The organism is Arcticibacterium sp., assembly GCF_055134445.1.
In genome coordinates this window covers 1-26508 of sequence record NZ_JBSRVI010000098.1, presented here as the reverse complement: position 1 = coordinate 26508, position 26508 = coordinate 1, and the positions used below count along the sequence as shown (strand labels likewise).

Genomic DNA, 26508 nt, shown 5'->3' with positions numbered 1-26508 from the left:
GGTACGTAAGACTGGTAACCATTGGCGTTTACTTTCCCCTTTTGCCAATAGGAAGTTATGGCAGGATTAGTGCTCCATTCTTCTGAAGTGATATTGAAGTTTGGATATTCGTCCATGATTCTTTTGCTCCATCTGCTAGAGAAATCTTGGTCGGAGTAAGGATAGGTGTCTACCCTCAAGCCATCTAAATCTGCCATTTCTATCCACCAAAGGCTGTTCTGAATCAGGTAGTTGGCTAAAAAAGGATTTTTTTGATTCATATCCGGCATAGTTTCTACAAACCAACCATCGGCCATCACTTGTGTATCTGCTGCTGAGGCATGAATATCTCTCAGCGTCTCTCTTCGGTGATTGGTACTTTTAAATTGCCCGCCATTGTTTATCCAGTCGCTTGCTGGAAGGTCGTTCATCCACCAGTGCTTGCTGCCACAGTGGTTAAGTACCACATCTTTAATGAGCTTCACCCCCAGTTTTTTGCCTTCGGCAGAAAGTTGATAATAATCTTGGTTGGTGCCAAATCTTGGGTCAATCTTATAGAAATCTGTAATGGCGTAGCCATGGTAGCTAGCCTCATCCATGTTGTTTTCTTCTAAAGGCATGGGCCAAATAGCCGTAAAACCCATGTCTGCGATATAATCTATATGTTCTGTGATACCTTGAATATCTCCACCATGTCTACCAAATTCTTTAGTAGGAGCGGCTTTGTCTGGGTAACCACTGATGTTATCGTTTGCTGGATTTCCATTTGCAAAACGATCTGGTGTAATCAAATAAATAGCATCTGAGCTATTAAAGCCTTGTCTTAAAGCCGAGTTTTCTTTTCGCTGTTTAAGTTCAAATTCATATACCTCGCTTTCTGAACCGTTTCTAAAAGTGATGTTGACTTTTCCTGGTGTTGCTTTTTTTGAAACCAAAAGGTCTATGAAAAGGTAATTTGAATTGTCTGTTTTATGAACAGCTTGAATTTTAACACCCTTGTATTTTAGGCTAGGTGAATAACTAGAGATGTTTGTGCCATGAACCAGAAGTTGAACCATAGGTTCTTGCATGCCAACCCACCAGTTTTGGGGCTCCACCCGTTCTATTTTTTGAGCAAAAACGCTGACTTGAATGAGTAGTAAGAGAATAAGAGTTTTTTTCATTTTCGTTTTAAGGTTTTTTAGGTTTGTTAATTCTGAATGCCGTAGTCATGTGTCATGAATTCCACCGCTGGCAGTATGTTTCCGTTGAAATCGAAAAGGGCATTGTTTTCCCATGATGAGCCGGTGCCCCAGAGGTCTCTCATGTTTGAGCTTATCCAGTCTGGTGCCCAGTATATAATTCCCTTGCCACCGCCTGCCATGATGGCGGCGGTTAGGTCTTTTAAATATTCGTATTGGCCTGTTTTACTTATCTTATAATTGGTAAATTGTTCTTTGCCAGAAAAGATGTTTCCATAAGAATCGGAGTTGTCGCTGGTCCATGGGTAGGCCGTTTCCACCACCATAACTTCTTTGTTGTATTTGGCTTTAAGCTTTGCAATTTCCGTGGTAAGATCAGTCATGCTTGTTAATGAGGCGTAGGGGAAATAATGCGAAACGCCTATAATGTCAAAGTCTTTCAAGTTTTCTTGGTTTACCAATCCATTGACCCACCAGTCGGCGTACTGAAACTGTGCTATATGAAGAATGACTTTCGTTTTTATAGTTTGCGTTTTAGAGAAATCTCTTACCGCGGTAATACCACTTTTTAAGAGCTCTGCAAAATTTTGGAAATCGTTGTTTTCAATTTTGCCGTATGGAAAAAGTAGCCCTTGATTACATTCATTTCCTATTTGAATATATTCAGGTATAAGGTTTTGATTTGCCAGATGATTTAAAATGGTGGAGGTATATTGGTAAACAGAATCTTTTAGAACTTCAAAAGATAGATTTTTCCATTTTTCTGGTGTGACTTGTTTATCTGGATCCGCCCAAACGTCTGAATAGTGGAGGTCTAATAATACCTGCAAGCCAATCGATTTGGCCTTTAAAATACTTTTGGTTACGTCAGTAAGATTGCCACTGATGTGACCATTATTAAGGTCTTTTTGCCAAGTTTCTGGACTATGCCAAAGTCTTATTCTAATAAGATTGGCACCGTTTGTTTTAAAGATTTTAAAGGGGTCTTCTACCTTGTTTGCTAGTTTAAAGATTCCACCTTTTTCTAGTATGGTGTTGGAGTAGGAGAGGTCTGCACCCATAATAAATTCATCTGGGGCATAAAAAACAGGTTCAGAAGTTTTTGAGATTTTCGGAATATTATTTTCCTTTCCGCAAGATAATATCCCGAGGAAAATGAATAGGAAAACAAAATTTAAGATATCTGAAAAACTCAAAAGGACTTTAGTTAAAGGGTTAAAAAAAAGAATGGGGTGAAGCACCCCATTCTTTAGAGCCGTTTATCTGCGACTATTATTCAACTATTCTTATTTTGCTGTAATCACGTACTTAGGACTTGCAGGGTCAGAAAGGTCTACCTCTATATCGTATTTTCCTGCATTTACGGCAATGTTGTCGCCGTTTAATTCTAATGTACCATCTGCTCCAGTGTCACCGTAGTTTACAGCCCAATCGTTGTTCATTCTGAACTTGATTTCTCCTTTCACTAAGGTTACATTATAAGCCACCCAAACACCTTCTCTAGAGAAGTCAGGCTTAAGGCTTACATCTGGACCATCCCAGCCGTTAGGAGCTGCACTACCCACAATACCAGGAACGGAAATAGGCTCTATGGTATATGTCAGTTCTTTTTGGTTGAAAGTAACCAAGTATGTACCGGCTGTAACCGCAATGTTATCACCATTTTCTTCCAGAACGCCATTCGCTCCAGTGTCACCGTAGTTTAAACCCCAGTCATTGTTTTTTCTGATTTTAATTTCACCATCCTTCAGCTTACCAATCACTCTCCATTGGTCTGATGTGGCGTCATAAGAAAATGCTAAGTCTGGACCATCCCATCCGTTTGGAGCTGCTGAACCTACAATTCCCCAAGATAGTTTTTCAATCTTGTAGCTAAGGTTATTGGCATTAAATGTAACGGAGTATGTTCCTGCTTCTACCGCAATATTGTCTCCACCTTCGTCTAAAATACCATCCTTACCTGTGTCACCATAATTTAGTGCCCAGTCGTTATTTTGTCTAATTTTAATTTCGCCTTTTTTCAACGTTACATAAGCCACAAATACACCTGTTTCTGTGGTAGTATAGAATGGCATATCAGGACCATCCCAACCATTTGTTGCAGCAGAACCTACTATTCCCCATGGAGAGCTTAGGTCTAATTGATCTAAATACCCTAGTGCTCTTAATGACATGGCGTCAGACCTTTGAACCTGAGCATCACTTAAGATAGACTCTACGACTATTTCTAAACTAGCAGCTTCGGTTACTTCAAAACCCATGTTTTTCAATAAAGCATTCAGTTGTTTGTTAGTCCATGAACGACTAAGGTTGGCACCTGTGCTAAATACCTGTGCCTCAGAGAAGTTGGTACCTGCTTTGGCTACCAAGACTCTATATTGTGCACCAGCATTAAATCCAAAAGCGGGCTTTTCCCAAGAAACGGTTAAGGCCGTGCCCTCCGCATTATCTTTAGATAGTTCTAAAGACGAGCTGTTTAAGCTCACTATTGGCTTGGCAGCAGGATCTAAAACTGCTCTTATTTCCTCTTTTTCGCAAGAAGAAAATAGTACTATTATTCCTAAAAGAATATAGATTTTATTTACTAATTTTTTCATTCTGTTTTATTCTTTAAAGATTAATAACCAGCGTTTTGTTTCAGATTGGTGTTAGCCACTATATCCGAAGAAGCAATAGGGAAAATAGACATGTGTGTTCCTATATCTCTACCTTCTTTTACATTTCCTTTCCAAGCCCAGTTATAGCCTGTTGTGAATTTGCCAAAACGAATTAAATCTGTACGTCTGTGGGCTTCCCAGAATAATTCTCTTCCTCTTTCTGCTAATAAGAAGTCTAAAGAAAGGGCCGTTACTGGCGTAGCCTTGGCACGAGCTCTCAATTGATTAACAAGACTTAAAGCCAAAGATTGGTCACCACTGCCACCTCGTGTTACCGCTTCTGCATACATTAGGTAAGCATCAGAAAGTCTGTAAACACCGAAGTCTGTATCTGTATGTGATAGGTTTTTTCCTGGTACGCCTGCAGAGGTTAAGTTTGACCATTTCTTTACGGCGTAACCGTTGTCAAATGTTCCGACCTCATTAATTTCCAATTTCTGACCATCGCTATGAAGTAATCTTCTGCTGTCTGTGCCATTGTCAAATAAAGCTACAAACTCTTTTGTGGTACGGAATCCGCTCCATCCACCATCTACACCAAAATCTGCTGGGTTCATTGTTCCGCCAATAGAAGCATGAATGATGGTAGTAGTTCCTCCCCAAGTAGCGGTTTGGTTTCCATCATAATTGATGGTGAAAATCAATTCCTTTGACTTATCATTATCTGCCAAGAAATTGGCTTGATAGTTTGACTCTAAGCTATAACCAGCGTCAATAACTTTTTTCGCATAAACTGCTGCTTCAGTGTATTTGGCTGAGCCAATATAAACCTCTGCGTTTAAGTATAATTTAGCTAAAGTCATCCAAACTGCTCCTTGGTCTGCTCTACCGTATTCACCAGCTTTAGGGCCAGGAAGTTCACTTTCTAAAGCCTTTAATTCAGCTACTAGATAAGTGAAAAGGTCTGCTCTACTAATTTGCTTTGGTAAGAAAGAACCCACTGGATCGTTTTCTGTCACGAAAGGCACACTTCCAAACATATCTAAAGCATGGTAGTAAGCCAAGGCTCTTAAAAACTTTGCTTCAGAACGGTACAAAGGTATCTGCGTATCTCCAGATAAACCTCTGGCGGCCAATTTCTCTGGAGAAGACTCTCTGATAAATTCGTTTGCTACGGTTACTTGATATAATGCTCTACTGTAAAAATTAGAGGTCCATTGGTTAGATGCTGTCCAAGTAGAAGCATGTAAATCTGGTAAACCAGGGTCTCCCCAGCCTACGATGGCTTCGTCTGTGGTGAACTCTTGTAGGTACCAATATGCTCTCAAATAACTCTGTGAGCCTCCGTCTATACCTTTCAAATCTACATTACCGTCTTGTGGCTCAATTCCAGAAACTGCCAAACCTGCATAAAGCTTAGCCAGTACTTTTTTATAGTTATCTGCGTCTTGATAAACTAGGTCAGATACCTCTCCCACGAATGGTTTGGTGTCTAGGTCGCTGCATGCCGAAAGCATGATGGCAGCTATTGTTATGGTTAATAATTTTCTCATCGTATTCATTATTAGAAATTAAGATTAAGGTTCAAACTATAGCTACGAGGGCGTGGATAGATGTTTCTATCAAGGCCGTTTTGTACTTCTGGGTCAAGACCCGTATAGTTTGTGATGGTGAACACATTCTGAACTATGAACCCAAGGTTCGCCTGGATTTTGCTCGTTTTGAAAAGTGAGCTTAAGTCGTATCCTACGCTTAGGTTATCCATTTTAAGGAAAGAAGCGTTTTCTACGAAATAGTCAGAAAGTAAAATTTGGTCTCTTCTAGTAGAAGAATTAAAATCAGTTTCTTGAACAGATGAGTTCAAGTTGAAGATGAAATTACCAGCACCTGTCATAGAGTAATAGCTGCTAGAGCCGGACTTCACGTTATTGAAAACATAGTTTCCAAGGTTGCTACGCATGATAAAACCGAAATTCAGATTCTTATACTTCATATTAGAAGAGAAGCCTAAGAAGTAATTTGGATCTGGGTTTTGGTAGTGGTAACGGTCTAACTCACTGATGACACCGTCCTCGTTTTGGTCTACAAAAACACCTTCCAAAGGATTGCCGTTTTCGTCATACACTTGCTGATATAAGAAGAAGGTTGACCTTGGGTATCCTGTAGAATGAATTTGACCGTAAGCACCTGTACCACCACTGATATCTCCAGTCAGTACGCCTAAGTAAGCGGCACTTTCGTTTCTAGTCAGAGCCGTAATTTTGTTCTTGTTATAAGTAGCATTAAAGTTTAAATCCCAGTTGAAGTTACTGTTTTGAATCGGTGTAAAGTTAATGGTTAATTCTACCCCTTTGTTTTCTAAAGAGCCAATATTGGTCACCACTTTATTAGAGAAGTTGGTACCTGCTGGGGCATCAATCTCGTTGATTAAGTCTGTGGTCTTTTTAGAATAAACATCTATGCTACCAGAGATTTTAGCTTTACGAATACCGAAGTCTAAACCGATGTTTGAAGAAGTTGTTTCTTCCCATTTGATTTGAGCATCGTATGGGTTTGGACGAAGTACATCATAAAATGAATTGCCAAACTGATAAAGCAATCCCTGACCTGGTGTGTAGGCTGCTAAGTAAGGGAAATCGCCAGATTTAATATCTTGCTGTCCTGTAACTCCCCATCCTAATCGTAGTTTCATGTCTGAGAAAGTATCTCCCATGTTAAACTGCTCGTTAATTTTCCATGCCAACGCCGCAGAAGGGAAAATACCGTAACGGTTATCTGGAGCAAATCTTGACGTTCCGTCACGTCTTACCGTGAAAGTAGCCAAATAAGTGTTGTTATAACCATAGTTAATTCTACCAAACTGAGAAGCCAATCTGTATTCTGTTTTGAAGTAGTTTCTCTTAGGAACTACATCAGATTTACCGTAGTCGGTACCTGTTTCGTTTTCTCTGATGAAGTTCTGATATTCATAACCTCCCATCAGGTCTATTCTATGTTGGTCTATTTCTTTCACATAGTTTAGGAATGCTTGGAAAGTACCATTGTCTCTGTTTTGCTTGTAGAAAGCTGTAGAACCGCCATTATTGAATGAGTTAGCAGAAACTAAGTTACTCACCACATCCGTTCCGTCTGTTTTTGATTTGTCAAAACCAGCGTTGATAACGGCTTTTAATTCAGGTAAACCGTGGAAAGTATAATTCAAACTCACGTTACCAATGTATCTGTTTAGAATACCCACATTATCTCTTAAATTAAGCATCGCTAGCGGATTGCTCGGTCCTAGAGCTTCAATGCCATTACCGTTTGGGTCTAACCAGTTAAAGTACTCGCCAAATTCTGTGTTCGTAGCATAAACGGGCTGCGTAGGGTCAAATCCGATGGCTGTTCCAATAGCTCCTTCGTCTGCAAATTGAGATTTACTGTTCGCTACTTTTAAATTCAAGTCCACAGTGATGTGATCATCAAGAAAAGATGGAGAAAGACCAATAGAACCAGATGTCCTCTTCAAGTTAGAAGTCTGCAGTGTACCGTTTTGGTTTAAGAAACCTACAGAGGCTCTGTAAGGAATACCTTTTAAAGTACCTGTAAGGCTTAAGTTATTATCTTGGCTAAGTGCCGTTCTGTAAATGACGTCTTGCCAGTTTGTAGAAGACGTACCTAAAAGGCTTTGCTGAGAAGCAGTACCATGGGTGTTTACGGCGTCAATAAATTCACTTGGACTTAACACATCTACTTGGTTGATGTTGTTGGCCACAGAGAAACGGCTGTTAAAGTTAAATTTGGTGGCAGCACCTTTTTTACCTTTTTTGGTGGTAATGATGATAACACCATTGGCAGCTCTAGAGCCGTAAATAGCGGCTGCCGAAGCGTCTTTCAAAACATTGAAAGATTCGATATCGTTAGGGTTGATAAAACTCAATGGGTTGGCAGAACCAGAAACATCGTTATTGTCAATAGGTACACCGTCAATGACGATCAATGGGTCATTGCTGGCATTTAAAGAAGAGCCACCACGAATTCTGATGGTAGCACCAGAACCAGGAGCTCCACCACCAGAGGTGATTTGCACACCGGCTAGTTTACCTGTGATTAACTGCTCTGCCGTGCTCACGTTACCTTTTACAAAATCATTTTCTGTAATGGAAGTGATAGAACCCGTTAAGTCTTTTTTACGCTGTGTACCATAACCTACTACCACTATTTCGTTAAGCGATTGGCTGTCGTTCGTTAAGGATATGTTTATCACAGACTGGTTTCCCACCAAAACTTCTTGGCTAGATTTACCTATGAAGCTGTAAACTAGGATAGGATTTTGAACGCCGTCTACAGAAATACTGTAGTTACCGTCCATATCTGTAGAGGTACCTGTGGTGCTTCCTTTTACCGTAATGGTAACGCCAGGTAAAGAAGATTTGTCTTCTTGGTCTGTTACTTTACCACTTACTCGGCTTTGAGCAAAAGCTTGACCAATACACATACTTAGAGCCATGGCCCATAGCAACCGCGATTTCCCAAGGAAGGCTTTCGTGGTGTCAGAATAGATTTGTTGCATTCTTTTTTTAGGTTTAAGTTTAAATTCTGGTTTTCGTATTTATTTTTTGTATTGTAAAATCCGCGATTAAGGTTGATGGTAACGATGACTGAAAAACTGAAATACAGGCAGAGCCTCGTTACTATTAGCAGCGTCAAAAAACGTTGCGTTTTCCCAGTGAGAACCTTTTCCCCACTGAGTGTTACAAGCAGAGCTTATCCATGCCGACTCCCAGTATATCACACCAGAGCCTCCTCCTGCTATCACGCTGGAGGTAAGATCTACCATGAAACTGAGCTGACCTTCAGGGCTCACAGGGTAACCCTTGAGGTCGGCGTTTTCACCAAGTACGTTCTTTGCTTGGTCGTAATTTTTAGCAGAATACGGATACCCGGTTTCTACCACCATTACTTGTTTATTATAGGCTATCTTTAGGTAGGCGATAGTTTCTTGAAGTTGTTTGATGTCAAATTTAGACCAGTTGGGATAGTAGGATAAGCCTATCCAGTCAAAGTTGGTGAGTTTATGGGCAGCCGCATTTTCGAACCATACTTTGGCCTCGTCTGGCTGAGCCACATGAATAAGTGTCTGGATGTTAGTTTGTTCTTTTTTATTAAAGTCTTGAACGGCTTTAAGTCCTTTATTAAATAATGCAGCATTTCTAGTCCAATTGGTCGGGCCGTTTTTTGCCGTTTCTTGCTCCATTAAAATCTCGCTGTTGGTCTCATTTCCTATCTGTACTATCTCGGGCAACAGTTTCGTTCTTTTTAATTCTACTAAAACCGCATACGTATAGTTATAAACACTGTCTCCTAAAATTTCGGTATCAGTAATACCCGACCAAGCTTTAGGGATAATTTGGTGAGCGGGGTCTGCCCAGTTGTCTGAATAATGAAAATCAAGCAGTACCGCCATGTTGTTTTCCTTAGCTCTTGCCAAAGATTTCTTTACGTCTTCCAAACCACCGTATGTAGTCCAGTCTGGATGATGCCAGAGCCTAAGTCTGGTGATATTGGCTCCTTCTTGAGCAAAAAGTTGATAAGGGTCTGCGGCTATACCGTTTTGATGAAATATGGCTCCGCAGTCTTCCACCTCGTTAACGTAAGACAAATCTGCCCCTAGATATAGCGGCTGATCCCGTTTCTGAGAAGCGGCGTTGCAGGCCATAAGAAATAGGGCTGCGGAAAGTACGAGTATGTAATTTTGGGTTCTATGCATTGGAAATCTACAATTTCACAATGCAAAAGTACCATTGACTTTAAGGCCAGTCGTGCCACTTTGCTTATTTAAATCCTAAAATTAAAATTACATAAATTACTTACAATCAAGATGTTGTAGGGTTCGTTTTATAATTCGGCACAAAGTTTGGGATTCTGCACCTTTGAATTATACTATTATTATGGGGGTTTTACGCAAATACTCATTTATCTCAGTTCAATTTTTTGACAAGTGAGATACGCTTCTATGGTTGGAGGGAATATTTCTATTCTTATTGGTTTTGATAATTTTTAAAAGGTCGCTAATTCTAAATACAGCTTTTTACTTTTTTGATAGAGACGGGCTAGGACGAAATATGGATCATTAGTTCTATTAAAATCTAATTTGATTTCAGTCATCGCAACCGCCAATATATATCAAGAAGATGCTTCCCTTTTCTGCTTCAAAAGTTGGTGATAATGTTACCGATTTACCACCAGTGAAAATGACATCACTTCCTGAAGTGATTTTGGTTTGCCCAGTTTCTTGGGTGTCAATGCTTTTTGAGGCCGTGTATTTTCCATTCGTTATATTTCCTAAAAGATGGAGTTTGTCTGGACACGGAGGTATTGGGTCACCTATTATTTGAATATCATCTATCCGAGCACTTCCTGTAGATATAATTGGGAGATTATTTACCGCGACATTTGACTTTAACAACCATCTGACCTGAACATTGGCTTGATTATTACATGATACTGGTAGGATTAAGCTCGATTTAATTCCACTTATCCAATCGGTTAATACTTTTACGGTGCTCATACTTGACCAAGAACCGGAATTGCCAATGCGATATTGAATCTCAAAATCGCTTGGTCCAACACCTGAGCCGCGTTGTTTTGAAGAAAAAATTAAGTTTTGGAAACCTGTTGTAGCAAAATTTATTTGATAATAATCTACATCAGCACCGTTATCCCAGTTTGGCGTACTTAGGCAATAGTCTCCAGCACCATTTGCACCTATTGCTGTAAAATCATAGATACCTACATATACTGGTTCTCGTCCGATTTGCTCACTTAGATTTATCGAAAGCCCTTGTGAAGCATTTCTGCTTTGTGTCTTAAAATCCCAAGCTACCACGGTTTGCTTCACTAATATCTGCGAAGAAGCGGTAAACCCTCCATCATTTGAAGTGGCAGTAATTGTTACAGTTCCGCCAGCTATACCTAAAACATCTCCTCCAGAGACCGTGGCAATATTGTTATCGCTACTTGTCCATAGCATGGTTTTATCACTGGCATTTGCAGGTAAAATGGAGGCTATTAAGTGCTTCAGTTGTCCCATACCTATAGTATCAATACTTGGAGATATGCTAATTCCTGTTACGTTTACCATAGGTATAAGAGTATTTTCATAAGCTCCTAAATCTATTGAGCCACTGGTATTTCTTGGTTTGGACATGAAATCTTTTACGTATTCTTCTAAAACAGGGTATGCAAGAGCAGCGGTAGCCAGTGCCGTGCCCTGATTTACGGCGTTAGAAGTAGGCGAAAGACTAAAGTCCTGATTGGCAAAATCGTTGAATCCAGGTAGGTTTTGGCCATTGTCTCCATAAATATCATTGGTATGCGTTACCGTACCTGTATTTGAAGATTGATAATAGGTATAAAAATCTATGATGCCTGGGCTCAGCCAATTGTTGTTAAGATTTAAAGTGCCCGTGAGGTCTGTACTTAGTAAATTTAAGGTGGTCGGTGCAAAACCATTGGTTCCAAAAGTATTGTAAATAATATTATTTCGACAATCTATTTTCTCTACAATAGGAACATTTCCTACTTCACCTTTATCCGGTAAAAGAAACAATGCTGTATTGTATCGATTTTGACCTGGGGCTGATATTTTATCCCCTATGTTTATAACTGTATTGTTGTAAAAATATAATGTACCTTGTCTGTAGTTGGCATATATGCTTTGGTCGCCTCCATATCTTATAATGCGTGTAGCTCCTTGCTTTGGATTATAAATTACATTGCCATAGATGAAGGTCTCTTTGTATTTAGGCAATAGATCAAGATATCCTTCTCCACCCTGGGTTTCAGGAATTTGAATGGCGTGGCCCTCAGAAGCAATAATCCAATTATAACGAATGATATTTCCAGCCGAACGGTCTTTTAAACTCGCACCAGGGGCTCCCGACACCAAATGATCGTAAAAGTTATATTGATAAATTACATCTTCAGCTTCGATATATGAATTATGCAAATGGCCATCACCCACCTCGCCATTTTGAGTAAAGTAATTACTTTCGACCAAAATGTTTTTGGATAAAGCATGGGTTCCAAACTTTGAATTGATAAAAAGCCCCAGGCCGCAATGATTAAAATTGCAGTTTTTGACTACCAAATTCTGGACTCTTTCGGCATAAATTCCACATGAAAAAACATCGTATGCTGTTTGAACGCCACCATCAACCGAAAATGTTTTGCTGCTATGAGCATTCCTGATTTCAAGCCCATCTATAACAATATCATGTGGAATAGGGCTGTATGCTCCTATACAAGAGCCGTTACCACCTATGCCTGGGCTGATAAAAATAATGCCGTAAGGTTGAATCGAGGCGTAACACAACTGCCCAGAAATGGCTTTTGCTTGGTCGCCATCAATGATAGGTTTTTCGCCATTTGGCCCTGCAATTCCTGTTATTTTGATTGGGTTTCCAGCCGCACCACTGGTAGAAATCTGAAATTTTTCGTGATAGCCATTCACATCGTAATGAATATTAACCACATCGCCCGGCCCGAGCAAATTCCATGGCACATCGCTAAGTTTGGTTTTGGCGAAACTTGGACCCACATCATAGGTGGTTTGGGCATATGTACTTAAACCAAAGAAAAAGGAAAAAACAATCGCAATTACACTTTTCATAAATGCCTATTGTTGATATACTTGACGCTCCAAGCGTTCAATTTTTGCTGTAATTTCTTGAATATCAAAGTCTCTATTTTCCAATTTTTCAACTCGCTCATTTAATGCTTTGATGGCTTCTACAAACATGGGTACATAATCGCCGTAGGAAGAAGACAGATAACCTGACTTGTTTTCATAGACTTTGGTAGGGAATATTTTTTGAAGGTCTTGAGCTATAAAGCCATATTGCATTCCCTGCTCTGGGCTAGCTATTAATTCATAGTTTACACCCTGCATCGCCAATATTTTGTTGAGCATTTCCTCGCTTTCAAGCGATACAATATTCTCTTTTAAACGCCTGTCGGATGGAAATTTCCAACTACCTGAACCCAAGGTTTTGAAGGCATTGCCTGTAACTTGAAATGTTTCAGAACGAGTGTTGAAGTCATTTACTCCTGTATTAGACATATTACAGGCTATGCACACTTTGTTTGCGGCAAAATCTCCTCCTATGATAGGGACTAAGGCACCAAATTCCGATAACGCATTATCAATATAAAGTTTATTACTGCCGGTTTCATTAAAACCTGCAAAATGGCCGATAGCAACATTTCCTGAACCAGCAATATTTTGATATAAGGTACGAGGTCCAAGAGCAACATTGTTTGAACCAGTAGAATTTTTTTCTAACGCAGTATATCCAGCGGTTGTATTATTCTGCCCATCATTGGCATTTAATGCTCCACCTCCTAATGCTGCATTACCAGTTCCTATTTTACCATTAGTCATTACAGACATACCAACTGCAGTATTAGAACTTCCTGATACATTTTCACGCATAGCATTGTTACCAATTGCTAAATTATTTTCTCCAGATTTGTCTAAATATAACGCACTTGCACCCAAGGCAATGTTATTATCGTTAGTAGTATGATTTTGAAATGCACTAAAGCCAAAAGCTAGATTATTATCACTACTTTGATTGAGTGTCATCGAAAGGTCTCCAAATGAAGAATTGCCATTGCCCGTTTTAATATTTGTCAAAGAACCGGCTCCAAAAGAGTCATTATAGCTACTAGAAGAACTATTGGACATGGCAGATTTTCCAAAAGCTGTATTGCTATTGCTGCATATACCTGTACCTACTAAAGTAAAAAAACCAAGAGCTGTATTGTTATAGCCTTGTACATTGTGGGCAAGTGAAAAATAGCCAACTGAAGTATTGTTATTGCCATTAAAGTCATTTGGAAAGTTACTTGCTATATCATTTAATGCTTGCCAACCAATAGCAGTATTATTAAGAACGCTAAAAGCTTCAGCGAGGGCATCTTCTCCCAAACCCGTATTGGTGCTTGAAAGCGTAAACATTTTGTCTGAAATACCTAAAGGCGTGATTTCAATACTTCTATTTATGCTTTTGTTGGAAAAAATTTGAGCAAAACAAGTGCTGCCCAAGTCCCGAAGAGGGAACATGATTATGAGAAATATGATAAGTTTTTTCATGTTTATGTTTGAATAATTTCGTTTTTTATATTGAGTTTAAAAAGCTAATTATAGCGTTTCTCGGGTTAAATAATTTTTCACACTTTTATTGACATTTTTATTTATCTTGGTCTCTTTTAGGTTAAGTGCGAAAGCTATTTGGCATTTGTATTTTTCTCTAATTTCACATTCATTGCATCCAGTCGAACATTTAACGATTTGAGCAAAGTATTTTCATTTTCCAATTTCTCAATTTTAGCATTTAATGCTTTAATTGCTTCTACAATCATGGGGTCAAAATCGCCATAGGAAGCAGATAAAAAGCCAGCTTCGTTTTCATTAATTTTTTCAGGAAAAATTTCTCTTAAATCTTGAGCTATAAAACCGTATTGAAATCCACGCTCAGGATTAGCCTTTAATTGGTAGGTAACTCCTTGCATTTGTAATACTTTTTGTAGAATATCATAGCTGTTTAATGAGACTATTTTTGTTTTTAATCGCCTATCCGAAGGGAAAATCCAATTGCCAGTTCCTAATGTTTTAAACGCCTCCCCTTCTACTTGAAAAGCCTCCGTTCTAGTAAGAAAATCATTAGCGGCCGTTGTTGTCAGATTTCTATTAATACTAACTTTGTTATAAAAAAAATCGCCCCCGATTAAAGGAGCAACGGTGTTGTAGTTTGCAATATATAGCTTATAACTTCCTGTTTCTAAAGCACCTGCATTGTGTCCTATTCCTACGTTTTGATTTCCTGAAACAGTGCTTAATGCATTTGTTCCCACAGCCACATTATAATTCCCTATTTTGTTTTCGAGTAAGGCATTTTTTCCCATTGCTAAATTATCATGACCCAGTGTATTGGCATTCATTGCCTGATGACCCATTGCCACATTATTATCTGCACCTTGGTTATTCGCTAATGCATTCATACCCACAGCAGTATTAAATGCACCTGTACTTGCTTGCAAGGCATTTGCCCCTATTGCTACATTGAAACTACCTATTAAGTTAGAAGATAAAGCACTTGAACCCACTGCTACATTGGAACCGCCTGTAGTATTTGCCCCCATTGCAAAATTGCCCATGGCGGAGTTGTCTGACCCTATAGTGTTGGCTTTAAGTGAGTTGTTTCCAAATGCTGAATTGAAATTGCCTGAAACTGCTGAAATTGTAGTATTCTCAGCCAATGCATTTGCTCCAAATGCAGAATTACTTATCCCTGCAATATTAGATCGCAAAGCCGCAGCTCCCATGGCCGAATTACTGTAGCCTGTAGTATTATTAGTCAATGCCAAATAGCCTAAGGCTGAATTATTATATCCATAAGTATTATTCGTCAAAGTCAAACTCCCTACAGCAGTATTACTACTCCCTGATAATCCTACAACAGTTGTTACTTTTGAAAGCGTTTTATAACCAATAGCGGTGTTGCCTGTTACTGTGGTGGCCAATTTCAACGCATCTTCGCCCAATGCCGTATTGGTTTTAGACAATGTGGATGATGCCAGATTGCTATTAATCCCAGCAGGCGTAATCGTAATGCTCTCGTCCGTAGAGCGAGTAGCGAAAATTTGAGCATTGGAATTCAATGAAATGAGGACTAATGCCCCACCCCAAAATGTTAAAAGCGTTTTCATGTTTTTTTATTTATTGTTTTACTAAAAGTGTTTTTGATAAAGCAGTCTTAGGTTTTAAGGCAATCTTTTTTTGTTTTGTTAAAATCAACTCTTTTAATTCTGCCATTTCAGAAAACAATAGCTGGTTTTGAGTTTGCAAATCGGCAGTTCTTTGTTCCAAGGCTTTAATGCCTGCATAAGCCACGCCCAGTAAGTCTAATGCAGAAACCGTGGTGTCATTGCCAATTACACCTTTTTCATCTTTACCGAAATTATCGTGAAAATCCTGAGCCATGATGCCGTAGTGGCGGTATTGCTGCGTCTCTTTGTCTTTGAAATTCCAGGAATAAAATGGGATTTTTGAGATTTTTTGTAAGACAGATTCGCCGTTTAGTTCTAAGAAATTCTCTTTTTTGTTTCGGTCAGAAGTATATGCCCAACCATTGCTTGCAGGGATTATGTAGGCATAATTGTTTGTGCCTGCTACATAGAAAGTATAATTATCAAACCGCATCACCATTTGATTATCGGTGGTATTGGTAGCAGCAATATTATTGGAAGCCCCACCTATGCAAAACGAGTTGGTATGATTGTTTGTATTGGCAAACCTTCCCATAGCTGTTGAATTGTTTCCAGAAGCCTGATTTTTATTTCCAATGGCTGTTGAGGCTGTTCCACTGGCTGTATTATAGTAGCCTATCGCAGTTGCATCAATCCCTGAGGCCGTTGAATTATCTCCCATTGCTACTGAAAGACTCGCAGATGCTTTGGTAGAATATCCGATAGCGATAGAATTTGTACCAGAGGCTTCAGTAGATGACCCAATAGAAAATGAATAATTTCCTGTTGCGGCAGCGTAAATCCCCATTGACAATGCTGCTATACCAGATGATAAATTATGTGAACCCAATGCTATTGAATATAATCCACTTGCCTTACTGTTATTACCAAAACCAAAGGAGTTTACTCCAACATTTGCGAAATCAAACTCGTCTATATTAGCATAGCCTGCTCTAAAAGCTCCTTTGTTTGCATACCATATGAATTTATTGCCAAATCCTGTGGTGTCTGACCCAAAAAGAACGGTTTTCCCTGTGGAAACATGGAAAGGAGCTTTAGGTGTGTTTGTGCCAATACCTACATTACCCGTATTATAATTATAAATATCATTGCCGCTCGTAGCCCAACCTGTTCCAGATGCGGCATTAGTGATGGGTATCCATGCCGAGTTGTTCCAATATTGAAGTTGATTGGTACCATTGTTATAATTCATCGTTCCTTTGGTAGGATTTACGGGGTTTCCCGGCACTATTGTAACTGATTGGCAAAACGACAGTCTGCTAATTATTAGCAAATTAAATAGGATAATTACTGTTTTATTCATGCTCATTTTTCAATAAAATCTAAAAGCTAATTCTCTTTTTTTACCATCAACAACTTTTCAATATCTTCTAAACGAGCTTCTATTTTTTCATTCTTAGTTCTTAATGCATTATTCATTTCCGATAATTCCTCCGTCCGTTTTTCTAAGGCCTTAATCCCCGCATAAGCCACGCCCAATAAATCTAAAGCAGAAACAGTGGTGTCATTGCCAATTACACCTTTTTCATCTTTACCGAAATTATCGTGAAAATCCTGAGCCATGATGCCGTAGTGGCGGTATTGCTGCGTCTCTTTGTCTTTGAAATTCCATGAGTAAAATGGGATTTTTGAGATTTTTTGTAAGACAGATTCGCCGTTTAGTTCTAAGAAATTTTCTTTCTTGTTTCGGTCAGAAACGTAGGTCCATCCATTACTTGCCGGAAGTAGGTATACGTAGTTTCCTGTATTGCCAAGCAAGAAAGTATAGTTATCAAACCGCATCATCATTTGGTTGTCTGCAGAATTATTAGTCACCGTATTTGAACCTACGCCAGCTATACAAAAAGAATTTTCATAATTATTAGTATTAGCATTTCTGCCCATAGCAGTCGAGTTGGTACCACTTGCGGTTGTAGATTTACCGAACGCCGTAGAAAAATTACCTGAAGCGGTATTACTACTTCCGAAAGTTGTGGAATAATTGCCTGAACTTGTTGTAAATTCCCCAGCTGCAAACGAAAATGTACCACTGGCTTTTGTGCCATTTCCCAGTGCAGTAGAAGATTCTCCGGAAGCCACATTATTACTGCCGACTGTAAAAGAGAATTTACCTTTTGCTATATTATCTTGTCCTAATGCTGTGGAGGTAGCACCAATGGCAAAGGAATGCTGACCCATAGCCACAGAAAAATCGCCTTTTGCTTTAGTATTAAAACCTGCACCAAAAGAAAATACACCAATACTATCTTTATCCCAATTGTTAAAATTTGAAATATCGGCATCTGGAAATCCAAATATTGATTTATTGCCCACTCCACCAGTTCTGAATGCAGCTTTATCAATATACCAAAAGGTACGAGTTCCTTTACCACTTACTGGTGGTGGTATAATGGTATTGCCCAAAAAAGTACTAAGGCCATTAAATAGCACACTTTTGCTTTCGACATGCAATCCAGCAAGAGGGAAAAGCGTACTGACACCTACATTTTCATTTTGGTCTATCGTTATAACTGGTTTGTGGTTTGTTCCTAGCCACAAAGAAGCATTTTCTTGATTTATTAAAAACGCTGTTGAACTGTTATTTTCAATTCCGATTAGTAAACCATCTGAAGTTAAAATGCCAGTATTTGGAGTTTGGAAAATCGCATTTGAAAAAGAACCTGAATAGATATTGAGAGGGGAGATCGGATTATTTGTACCAATGCCCACATTACCAGTATTAGTACTAATTATATTGTTTCCATTCATTGCCCATCCTGCATTTGTAACGGGAATCCAAGATGTGCTATTCCAGTATTGTAAAAGACTGGTATTGTGATTGTAAACCAGTGTTCCTGCTGTAGGGTTTGCAGGATTGGAAGGCACAATTGTTACGGATTGTGAATGTGCTAAATGGCAAATATGGAGAACTACAATGACAATGAAATGATTTTTTTTCATGGTTTTTTGAAGGGTGAATTGTTCTTAAGTTTCAAGCTAAATTTTCAGATACAGTATGCCATCTCCTTCTTGAAATCTGAAATTCCGTACCGTCTTTCATGGTTATTCTTTTTGTATCGGGATTCAGTTTTTTTACAAAGTTCTTATTGATAATAGAAGACCGATGAATTCTAATGAATGTAGATGGTAGAAGAACTGCATACATGGCTAGGCAGTAAGACATAGTTTGTGTACGGCCCGTGTGTAAATTAAAAATGGTGTAATTTATGTTAGCTTCGAGGCTGACAATATTAGATAAAGCATTAATCAGTAATTTTTTATGGTCTTTTTGTGGACTTCTTAACTTTGTTTTCATGGGTATGAACATTTGGCTTTTTTAATTTCTAAACAAAGTTTGGGAATAAAATTTCATCCAGAAAAAAAAGCAAATCGAAGTGCCGAAATGAGTGCTTTAAAAGTTGAAAATCGGAGATTATTGGTATATCGATATTTTAAACACAGAGACATAGACGAAAATATTTTATCATTCTTGCAGTATTGTCTTTTCAATCCGACCACTTGTATTCATCTGTCTTTAAAATTTATAAGCCCTTTGATTTTAAGCTTTTAGTGTTTTTTTTACAAAGCATTATAGGACTTTTTATTACTTGTTTCAATGAGAGTTCTCCGAAATATTCGAGCAGTTGCTCATATGTAATTTCCAATTAAATAAACCTTCTGTTTCTTCAATTTTAATGAAACTGATTTTTTAAGCACTTTAAATAAAGCCAGATTCAGTTTCAATATTTTCTTAGTCCTGAATAGAGGGATTGGGGATTGATTTTTATTACCCATATCTAAAACACAAAACGCTCTAAAACTGCGATGAAATTCCCTATCATGTGCATTGCAATTGGCGTATATATAGACTTAGTGTTATATTTTGCGTAACTAAATAAAGAAGCGTCAAAAAGGCTTTGTACAATACCAATATTTGAAGAAAGGGTATATTGATAAGTAAAATTGTGAAGTAATACGAAGAAACAGGCTTGAAGAAAAATCGCCAAATGTCTATTTATATTCCGTTTTGTGAGGGCATTTAAAATTAAGCCTCTGAAAATAAACTCTTCAGCAATCGGGGCTAAAATTACTGCTCCTGAAATTCTAATTATAGAAGGTAACAATGAATGGTTCCATTTATCTATTTCAAGAATTCCTAACTTAAAAAAAGTGAATTCCGTCAGCAAAATCAAAATCAAAAAAACGAAGATCCAGATCATAAAACAACGATTGGAAATTGGCTTATTTAAGTTTAATTCCTTGGGATTAATTTTCTTTAATCTTATCCTTAAAAACAAAATGATCAAAATTACCACAAAAGGCAAAACTCGAACTATAGCTGATTTTATCTCTTCATTCATATCACTTCGGGTCTAATAATTACTGAAGGCAGGTTTATCTATCAGCATAGCGATATGATGTTATTTGGTTAAGCTTTATCCTGCAATTCCGCCTTTTCAACTCAAAGGTTATAAATCAGGTTATCCACAAAAAATAAAGCTAAACGAACCACCAAAACGGGTATTTGAATGGTAGTAAAGTGGAGGCTAATGGCACCTAGAATACTTAAACCCGGTTTAAAGCAATGGGATTTTTACAATATATTCAGAAGCTGTCTCGATTAAGACAATTGGTCTCGGAGAAAAGTAGTCATACAAATTTTGTAGGCTTTGCAGGCCCTGTTTATTTGAGGTTTCTACGAACTCTTTTTTTTGTAGATTATTTTTAAAAATCAAGTAGTCTGATTCTACGCTTAAACTGATATACAAGGGGTTCTCCTCTTCTATTATATTGTGCTTTATAGCGTTTTCGAATAAATTTTGCAAAGTTACCGGTACTATACTGTGACCGAAGTAAGCTTTGTCAATTGAAATGTTAATTTTCAAGCTCTCTTCAAATCGTGATTTTTGAAGATCAATATAGTGCTTTACGAAATTCAGTTCCTGTTCTAAAGTCACTAAATCCTTTTCTTTATTTTGTAATATGTACCTATAAATTAATGACAATTTTTGCAGGAAATTAGACGCCTGTTTCGGCTCCGTCATTATGAGGCTATTGAGAGATGTGAGGCTATTAAATAAAAAATGAGGATTGAGATGATTGATTAAATTTTGGTACTGAATCTCCGATTTATCCTTCTCCAAACGAGCTGACTGCATCCTTAAAGAATAGATTTTTGACCGCTCATTTGCTAGAAAACGTAAAAATGAGTACACCAAAAAGCAAAATAGTAAAATGCAACTATATAAAAACCAACTAGTTTTATAGAAGACGGTTTCAATATGAATGTTTAATAAACTGGAAGGGGATTCATGTCCACTTTCGTCTATTGACATTACCTTAAAAACATAATTGCCTTGTTTAAGATTGGAAAAGGAAGCAGAATTATTCGTTGTCAAAATCCAATCATCATTTATTCCTATAATCTGGTATTTATATTTATATTTTTGAGATATATTAAGAGTTGAGAAGAAAATTTCAAAAACGTTATCATTGTTCTTAAGATTGATTTCAGAGGAATCTTTATGAAAAAGTACTTCATTATTATTAAAGAATATTTTACAAATAAGCACTTTCTCGGTGGTTGGTTTTTCAGATATTTTCAATGGATCTATAACTGTAATTATACTCTTCATTAATGATAATACTTTACCATTTCGCAAGTAGAATAAATAGTTTTTCCATTTTAGATTTCCTTTGTCAATTTCAATGTTTTTAGAAATGACATTATTTGTTTCAGGATTGAAAATGGTAAAATCATTGAAGGCAGATGTCCATATTCTTCCACGGTTGTCTACCATAAGACTATGGATGGTGTTCAGGTCTAATGCCGTATTAAATGCTCCAGAAGTTGGATTAAATTTTATCAAGTCATAAGTGCCAATCCAAAAGTCGCCGTTCTTGTCTTTTTTTATTCCCGTATAACCTATTTGCCTGAAGTCCTTTGTGCTTGAGGTTTTTGCCATTTCAAAGCTTTGTTTTTGTTTAGAAAACTTTGCCAAGCCCCTGGCATGTATGCCAAGCCAAATGTTGCCATCGCTGTCTGTTTCAGAAGAACTCACTGGACTAGGACTTTCTATTTTAATAGGATAGCTTGTCCACTTTTGAGTAATTAAAGAATAGCTAAAAGCCTTATTGTATTCTCCATAAACCCATATATTGTCCCCCTTTAGTATTGAATTGGATATTAAATGTTTGTTTTTAACATCATCCGGATATGCTATATATGTAAGCTTTTTGTTTTTCTTGTCAAACCTATAAATAGCATTAGTACTTACTGAAAATATAGATTCTTTGTAGTCAATTAATCCTATAATAGATGGTTTTGTGGGTTCAAATGATTGAGGTATTATATAGGTCTTTAAGGCGTTTTTGGCTGGGTTATAATGTAGTATATCTGCATGGGCAGTAGAAAGCCACCAAGTCTTGTCAGAATTATCTTCCTGAAATAAACGTAGCTCACTTTCCCCTTTTAGTTCTGGGTATAATTCAGAAATATCAAAGATTTCGAAGAAGTTTTTAGCAGGATTAGTAATAGAAATGCCATTGGAGGTAGCCAACCAAATGGAGCCGTCCTTTTCCTGAAATCCGTCCCAAAAAAGGTTTGCTGAAATTGAATTAGGTTTTAAATTGTTATGCTTTAAACTATAAGTTTTTTGACTTTCGACATCATAAAAAAAGCTACAATGATTCCATGCAGATAGCCATAAATTGTGTTTGCTATCAATAAAGATGCAGGATATGTCTGAGTCCTCTTTACCTTTATTTTCTTCAAATATTATTTCTTTTTCTATAGTTCTTGTTAGTACATCGTAGTAAATGATTTTGTGAATAAAGGCATCATAAAAAACTAGCTTTTTTTGGTCAACGTTTATCGTAGAAACATCTTTAAAGTTGAAAATTGGGTTATTTTCTGGATTGTTTTTTTTGTTTACGAAAATGCTTTTTTCAAAGTTGAAAAAGTTCAATCCATTCTTTGTTACCAGCCAAATACCTTTATTTAAAGGATCGAGTGCTAATCCTCTATTGAGAATCCTATTGTGTGAAATAGTACTATTATCAGATGGATTATTTTTGAAATTATGAAGCCTTTTGGTAGTGGTGTTAAAGTAAAAAAGTCCTTGGTCACGAATAGAAAACCAAATGTTGCCATTATTGTCGCACACAATGTTTAGACAAACAAAGTTGGCTTTGTTTAACTCCGAAATGAATTGAAATCTATTAGTCTTCTTGTCATAATAACAGATTCCTTCTCCAGTACCTATCCATATTCTTTCTTCCTTATCTTCGCACAAGGAAAATACATCGCTATGAATTAATGAATTAGTATCATTTTGTACATGTCTGAATACGGTAAACTCGTTGCCGTCAAACCTTTTTAAGCCATTTCCTGTACCAATCCATAAAAAGCCGTCCTTGTCCTTTAAAAAACAGTTATTATAATTGGAAAGGGTTCCTTGCTTATCTAAAATATGTTTGAAATTAAATGAGGCTTCTCTTACTTGGCCGTTTACGGTAGAATGGCCTTGCCAAAAAAACAGCAAAATCAAGACTCTAAAAGTGTATTTTAATAAATTTATCAATGCACTAATTTATCAATCATCTTTCCATCCATTTTTTAAAAATAGGAGCTTTTTGTCTACTAATATCAATCTCAATAGTTTGATATGGCACCTTTAGTTTTACTACAATTTTGGAGTTTTCAATACCCCAAATCTTCTGAACGGCTGACCTAGCGACAATAAATTGACGGTTTATTCTGAAAAAAATATGAGGGTTCAGCATATCTTCAATCTCATCCATGGATTCACAAGAGATATTGTGTTTTTCGTTGGATATTGTGAAGGCATAAATGAGTACGTCATATTTAAAATACATGATTTCTTCGGATTTAATGGGCACCAAAGAATTTCTAAAATTGCACAAAAAATATTCCTTGTAGGGCATTCGGTTGCTACCCGTCTGAAGCATTTGAGCCAGACTATTATAATCAAAGGGTAACTTATTAGTAAAACTATTTAGGTTTTTTGCTTTGGCTATGGCTTTTTCTAACTCTTCTGGCTCTACAGGTTTGAGTAAATAATCTATTCCGTTTACTTTGAAGGCTTTAATGGCGTATTCATTGTATGAGGTGGTAAATATTATTGGGCATGAAATAGTAAGCTGTTCAAAGATTTGAAAACTTACCCCATCTCCTAGCTGAATGTCAGCAAAAATAACGTCTGGTTCAGTATTTTCATTGAACCATTTCAAGGCATACTTTACACTTGGTATGACGGTGGTGATTTTAATACTGGCATCAATTTCGGCGATTTTCATCATCAATTCTTTTGCCACCAATTTCTCGTCTTCTATGATTATCGCATTCATTCTCAGTAAATTATCTGAAACATACCAAATGACAGATAATTTATATAATAATGCAACATAGTTAGTTTGAAATGTCGAAAATAGGCAATGAGAAGTTGTTTTTGTCTGATTATTTTATAAAACTTAATAGCTATGAATAGAAGAGGTTATGAAATATAAGAAAGTGGGTTGGGTAGCATGGAATTTACACGTTTAAAGATGATGTGTTTTTGGCCAGAGTATTTGCAGCCGTACCCCTCTTTAGTCTTTAGAATTAACTCATTTCTAGTTTCCAATTGTATAAATCTGCCGTCTCTCCTGTTTTTATGAAATTATTTTTCTTGAGCACTTTAAAGGAAGCCATATTTGTTCTGTCTGTAGACGCTAGTATTACTTTGACTTTTGGTTGAGTTTTTACCCATTCAATAATCCCTCGGACAATTTCTGTCATATATCCTTTATTCTGGAATTCTTCATAAGTGCCGTAGCCAATTTCAATTTCCCCATTTGCATTAGGTTCTCCAACCATGCAAAGGTCACCTACCATTCTATTTTCTGATTTAGAAATGGCCGTCCAGAGTGTTGAGTACAAATAGTTTTTATTTTTATCTGCCACATTTGGGAGGATTGTTTGTTCAAACGCCTCTTTTAGTTCTGGAGAAAGTATTCTTGAGCTTTCATTCAAGTCCAGTTCTTCTTCTAAAGAATTATCGCATTTCACATACTTTATTAATTGGTCATATGTAAGTGGCTTTAAAAAAAGTCTCTTGGTTTCTATCATTTTGCTAGGCTATTAATGTAAATTTTTTGAAAGGAAAAGAGACTGTCTTTTTTTAACCCGCTTTAGGGTAACTTTTGGTTAGCCTTAGCAATAGTTGTTTTTGTGTTAAAGCTTTAAAAAAATGATTTATTGAGGCCAAAATTAGCTACAACTTTTCAAGTAGTTTAAAGTAGAGGTATTCCCAAGCCAATTTTACACTATAAAGTGGTGGGTAGCTGTAATCTTCTACTTCAGCTATAACATATTGCAATCCTGCTTTTTTGTCATATTTAAATATTTCTTCAAAATTAATTTTTCCACTTTGTCCTAATTCTTTATAGTCTTTGATGTGCCAGCTGATAAACCGCTTTGGGTATTTTTCAAAGTATTCTCTAGGTTCTACACCTCCAACTTTCATCCAGTATAAATCAGCTTGGAAATGAACAAAGTTGGGGTCTGTATGTTTTAAGAAATAGTCATACACTCGCTCGCCATCTACATATAGAAACTCATCTGCGTGATTGTGAAAAACAAACTGCATGTCATTTTCTGCACAGAGTTTTCCTACCCTATTATAGTAGTCGGTATATCGCTGTAGCTCCGCTTTATTTTTAATTTGTTTTATTTTATTATTAGAAGTAGAAAGGTATTTAACCCTAGCCTTTTTATGGTCTTCAATGCATTTCTTCCACCATTTAATGGCCACTTCCATATTATTATCGGCAGGCAAGTCGTAGAATGTCATGGAGCCTAAAAACTTCATGCCGGTGTTTTCCACTAATGTTTTAAACTCAGTAGGGGACATGCCGTAAAAAAGGCCATTGGAATAAACAAAAGTCTCTATGTAGCTGTAGCCCATTCTACTAAGCTCTTGCAGTGTTCGTTTAGGGTCGTTCTGCATTTCTTTATGTACAGAGACCAACTGAATACCTATGTTTTTGTCTTTAGGGTTTTGCTTAATGTATCTCGTTTTCCAGAGGTTTTTATTTGAATTATCAAATCCTTCCACTAATACATCGGTGTAGCTGTTGAAAGTGAATTTGACACGCATAATGTCATTACCATTTAGGTCTTTGTCTTGCATGACCCAGTCGCTACTGCTCTCAAACTTACCTTTGCCTATAAACAGTTCTCCACGACTATTTTTTCCAAAAGCCCGAATGTTATCTTGCGAGCTGTCGTAGGCTATCAATTCAAATAAGGTTGAAACATATTGACCGTCTTTTTTTTGAAAAACCTCTACAGATAGCGTTTGTTCATTGAGTTTCATTTCGCTTACCATTTTTATGGTAGGAAAACTTGATAGGCTATCGGTGCCAGGGTGTATGGAACTGTACCATTCTCCGGAGTATTGTATCAGTCGGTCTTGCTGGGATTTAATCTGGAAATCTTGCTGACCTTTCAGCATACCGGCATTTAGCAAGGCAAAAATGAGGATGAAAGATTTTATAAAAGTGAATTTCAATGCAGTATTATTTAGTTTTCTGGGGTCAAAAATAGTTATAGTTTATTAGTCGTGTTGATTTTAATCATTGTTGCTTTGGAGGTGTTTTAGATTTTACTTCTATAAATTCCTATACCCTTGTTTCACGCACTTAAACCCGGTTTATGCATTGGAGAATCGTTATGAGTAGCTAAAGTGTAATAAATCAGACATTTAAACGAAATTAGCATAGCGTTTATCCTGAGCTAATGTAGTGCTATGGTGATTGAGTTTAAATGGGTTTACGAACTGATTTGAAGCAATTTAGTTACGGTCCCGATAAAATCGGGAGATTTTCTAATGCATAGAGCGGGTTTAATAAATTATAACAAACCAGATGACTAAAAGAAATAAAATTATCTATTG

At 37.2% G+C, this 26508-nt stretch carries 17 protein-coding genes; all 17 read right to left on the bottom strand.

Annotated features, from left to right (window positions below):
* A partial coding sequence (locus ACTBZY_RS12870) for an alpha-amylase family glycosyl hydrolase (protein WP_463046739.1) occupies positions 1-1142 on the bottom strand: 1142 nt, incomplete at its 3' end.
* Positions 1143-1168: 26 nt separating this feature from the next.
* Positions 1169-2356 carry a glycoside hydrolase family 53 protein gene (locus ACTBZY_RS12865; protein ID WP_463046738.1) on the bottom strand — a complete coding sequence of 396 codons (1188 nt, stop codon included), beginning with the start codon at positions 2354-2356 and terminating at the stop codon, positions 1169-1171.
* Positions 2357-2446: 90 nt separating this feature from the next.
* A complete protein-coding gene (locus ACTBZY_RS12860; RefSeq protein ID WP_463046737.1) occupies positions 2447-3757 on the bottom strand; it encodes a SusE domain-containing protein in 1311 nt (436 codons plus the stop codon).
* Between the two features lie 20 nt (positions 3758-3777).
* Positions 3778-5310: a RagB/SusD family nutrient uptake outer membrane protein gene (locus ACTBZY_RS12855; RefSeq protein ID WP_463046736.1), complete on the bottom strand. Its 1533-nt coding sequence runs from the start codon at positions 5308-5310 to the stop codon at positions 3778-3780.
* A gap of 11 nt (positions 5311-5321) precedes the next feature.
* Positions 5322-8309 carry a SusC/RagA family TonB-linked outer membrane protein gene (locus ACTBZY_RS12850; RefSeq protein ID WP_463046735.1) on the bottom strand — a complete coding sequence of 996 codons (2988 nt, stop codon included), beginning with the start codon at positions 8307-8309 and terminating at the stop codon, positions 5322-5324.
* Positions 8310-8375: 66 nt separating this feature from the next.
* Positions 8376-9506 (bottom strand): glycoside hydrolase family 53 protein, encoded by a 1131-nt coding sequence (locus ACTBZY_RS12845; protein WP_463046734.1) that lies wholly within the window; start codon positions 9504-9506, stop codon positions 8376-8378.
* A gap of 390 nt (positions 9507-9896) precedes the next feature.
* A complete protein-coding gene (locus tag ACTBZY_RS12840; protein ID WP_463046733.1) occupies positions 9897-12410 on the bottom strand; it encodes an Ig-like domain-containing protein in 2514 nt (837 codons plus the stop codon).
* A 6-nt stretch (positions 12411-12416) separates the two neighbouring features.
* Entirely contained in the window at positions 12417-13895 is a 1479-nt protein-coding gene (locus ACTBZY_RS12835; protein WP_463046732.1) for a tail fiber domain-containing protein, read from the bottom strand.
* A 134-nt stretch (positions 13896-14029) separates the two neighbouring features.
* A complete protein-coding gene (locus ACTBZY_RS12830; protein ID WP_463046731.1) occupies positions 14030-15511 on the bottom strand; it encodes a tail fiber domain-containing protein in 1482 nt (493 codons plus the stop codon).
* A gap of 10 nt (positions 15512-15521) precedes the next feature.
* Entirely contained in the window at positions 15522-16874 is a 1353-nt protein-coding gene (locus tag ACTBZY_RS12825; RefSeq protein ID WP_463046730.1) for a tail fiber domain-containing protein, read from the bottom strand.
* A gap of 26 nt (positions 16875-16900) precedes the next feature.
* Positions 16901-18511, bottom strand: a complete 1611-nt coding sequence (locus tag ACTBZY_RS12820; protein WP_463046729.1) for a tail fiber domain-containing protein — start codon at positions 18509-18511, stop codon at positions 16901-16903.
* A gap of 31 nt (positions 18512-18542) precedes the next feature.
* On the bottom strand, positions 18543-18866 hold the full coding sequence (locus ACTBZY_RS12815; RefSeq protein WP_463046728.1) for a LytTR family transcriptional regulator DNA-binding domain-containing protein: 324 nt from the start codon (positions 18864-18866) through the stop codon (positions 18543-18545).
* Between the two features lie 481 nt (positions 18867-19347).
* Positions 19348-19911, bottom strand: coding sequence for a lysostaphin resistance A-like protein (locus ACTBZY_RS12810; protein ID WP_463046727.1), 564 nt, complete (start codon positions 19909-19911; stop codon positions 19348-19350).
* Positions 19912-20127: 216 nt separating this feature from the next.
* Positions 20128-23133 carry a ligand-binding sensor domain-containing protein gene (locus ACTBZY_RS12805; RefSeq protein WP_463046726.1) on the bottom strand — a complete coding sequence of 1002 codons (3006 nt, stop codon included), beginning with the start codon at positions 23131-23133 and terminating at the stop codon, positions 20128-20130.
* A 16-nt stretch (positions 23134-23149) separates the two neighbouring features.
* Positions 23150-23920, bottom strand: a complete 771-nt coding sequence (locus ACTBZY_RS12800) for a LytR/AlgR family response regulator transcription factor (RefSeq protein WP_463046725.1) — start codon at positions 23918-23920, stop codon at positions 23150-23152.
* Positions 23921-24173: 253 nt separating this feature from the next.
* On the bottom strand, positions 24174-24680 hold the full coding sequence (locus tag ACTBZY_RS12795; RefSeq protein ID WP_463046724.1) for a GNAT family N-acetyltransferase: 507 nt from the start codon (positions 24678-24680) through the stop codon (positions 24174-24176).
* A gap of 145 nt (positions 24681-24825) precedes the next feature.
* The gene (locus ACTBZY_RS12790; protein WP_463046723.1) at positions 24826-26124 is read right to left on the bottom strand and encodes a sugar phosphate isomerase/epimerase family protein; all 1299 of its coding nucleotides are present in this window, start codon (positions 26122-26124) and stop codon (positions 24826-24828) included.
* Between the last annotated feature and the right edge of the window lie 384 nt (positions 26125-26508).

Coding starts and splice junctions, on each gene's coding strand:
- ACTBZY_RS12795 (WP_463046724.1), bottom strand. CDS start 24,680: ATGATAGAAACCAAGAGACTTTTTTTAAAGCCACTTACATATGACCAA.
- ACTBZY_RS12835 (WP_463046732.1), bottom strand. CDS start 13,895: ATGAAAAAACTTATCATATTTCTCATAATCATGTTCCCTCTTCGGGAC.
- ACTBZY_RS12850 (WP_463046735.1), bottom strand. CDS start 8,309: ATGCAACAAATCTATTCTGACACCACGAAAGCCTTCCTTGGGAAATCG.
- ACTBZY_RS12855 (WP_463046736.1), bottom strand. CDS start 5,310: ATGAGAAAATTATTAACCATAACAATAGCTGCCATCATGCTTTCGGCA.
- ACTBZY_RS12800 (WP_463046725.1), bottom strand. CDS start 23,920: ATGAATGCGATAATCATAGAAGACGAGAAATTGGTGGCAAAAGAATTG.
- ACTBZY_RS12815 (WP_463046728.1), bottom strand. CDS start 18,866: ATGAAAACAAAGTTAAGAAGTCCACAAAAAGACCATAAAAAATTACTG.
- ACTBZY_RS12860 (WP_463046737.1), bottom strand. CDS start 3,757: ATGAAAAAATTAGTAAATAAAATCTATATTCTTTTAGGAATAATAGTA.
- ACTBZY_RS12840 (WP_463046733.1), bottom strand. CDS start 12,410: ATGAAAAGTGTAATTGCGATTGTTTTTTCCTTTTTCTTTGGTTTAAGT.
- ACTBZY_RS12825 (WP_463046730.1), bottom strand. CDS start 16,874: ATGAATAAAACAGTAATTATCCTATTTAATTTGCTAATAATTAGCAGA.
- ACTBZY_RS12845 (WP_463046734.1), bottom strand. CDS start 9,506: ATGCATAGAACCCAAAATTACATACTCGTACTTTCCGCAGCCCTATTT.
- ACTBZY_RS12810 (WP_463046727.1), bottom strand. CDS start 19,911: ATGAATGAAGAGATAAAATCAGCTATAGTTCGAGTTTTGCCTTTTGTG.
- ACTBZY_RS12820 (WP_463046729.1), bottom strand. CDS start 18,511: ATGAAAAAAAATCATTTCATTGTCATTGTAGTTCTCCATATTTGCCAT.
- ACTBZY_RS12830 (WP_463046731.1), bottom strand. CDS start 15,511: ATGAAAACGCTTTTAACATTTTGGGGTGGGGCATTAGTCCTCATTTCA.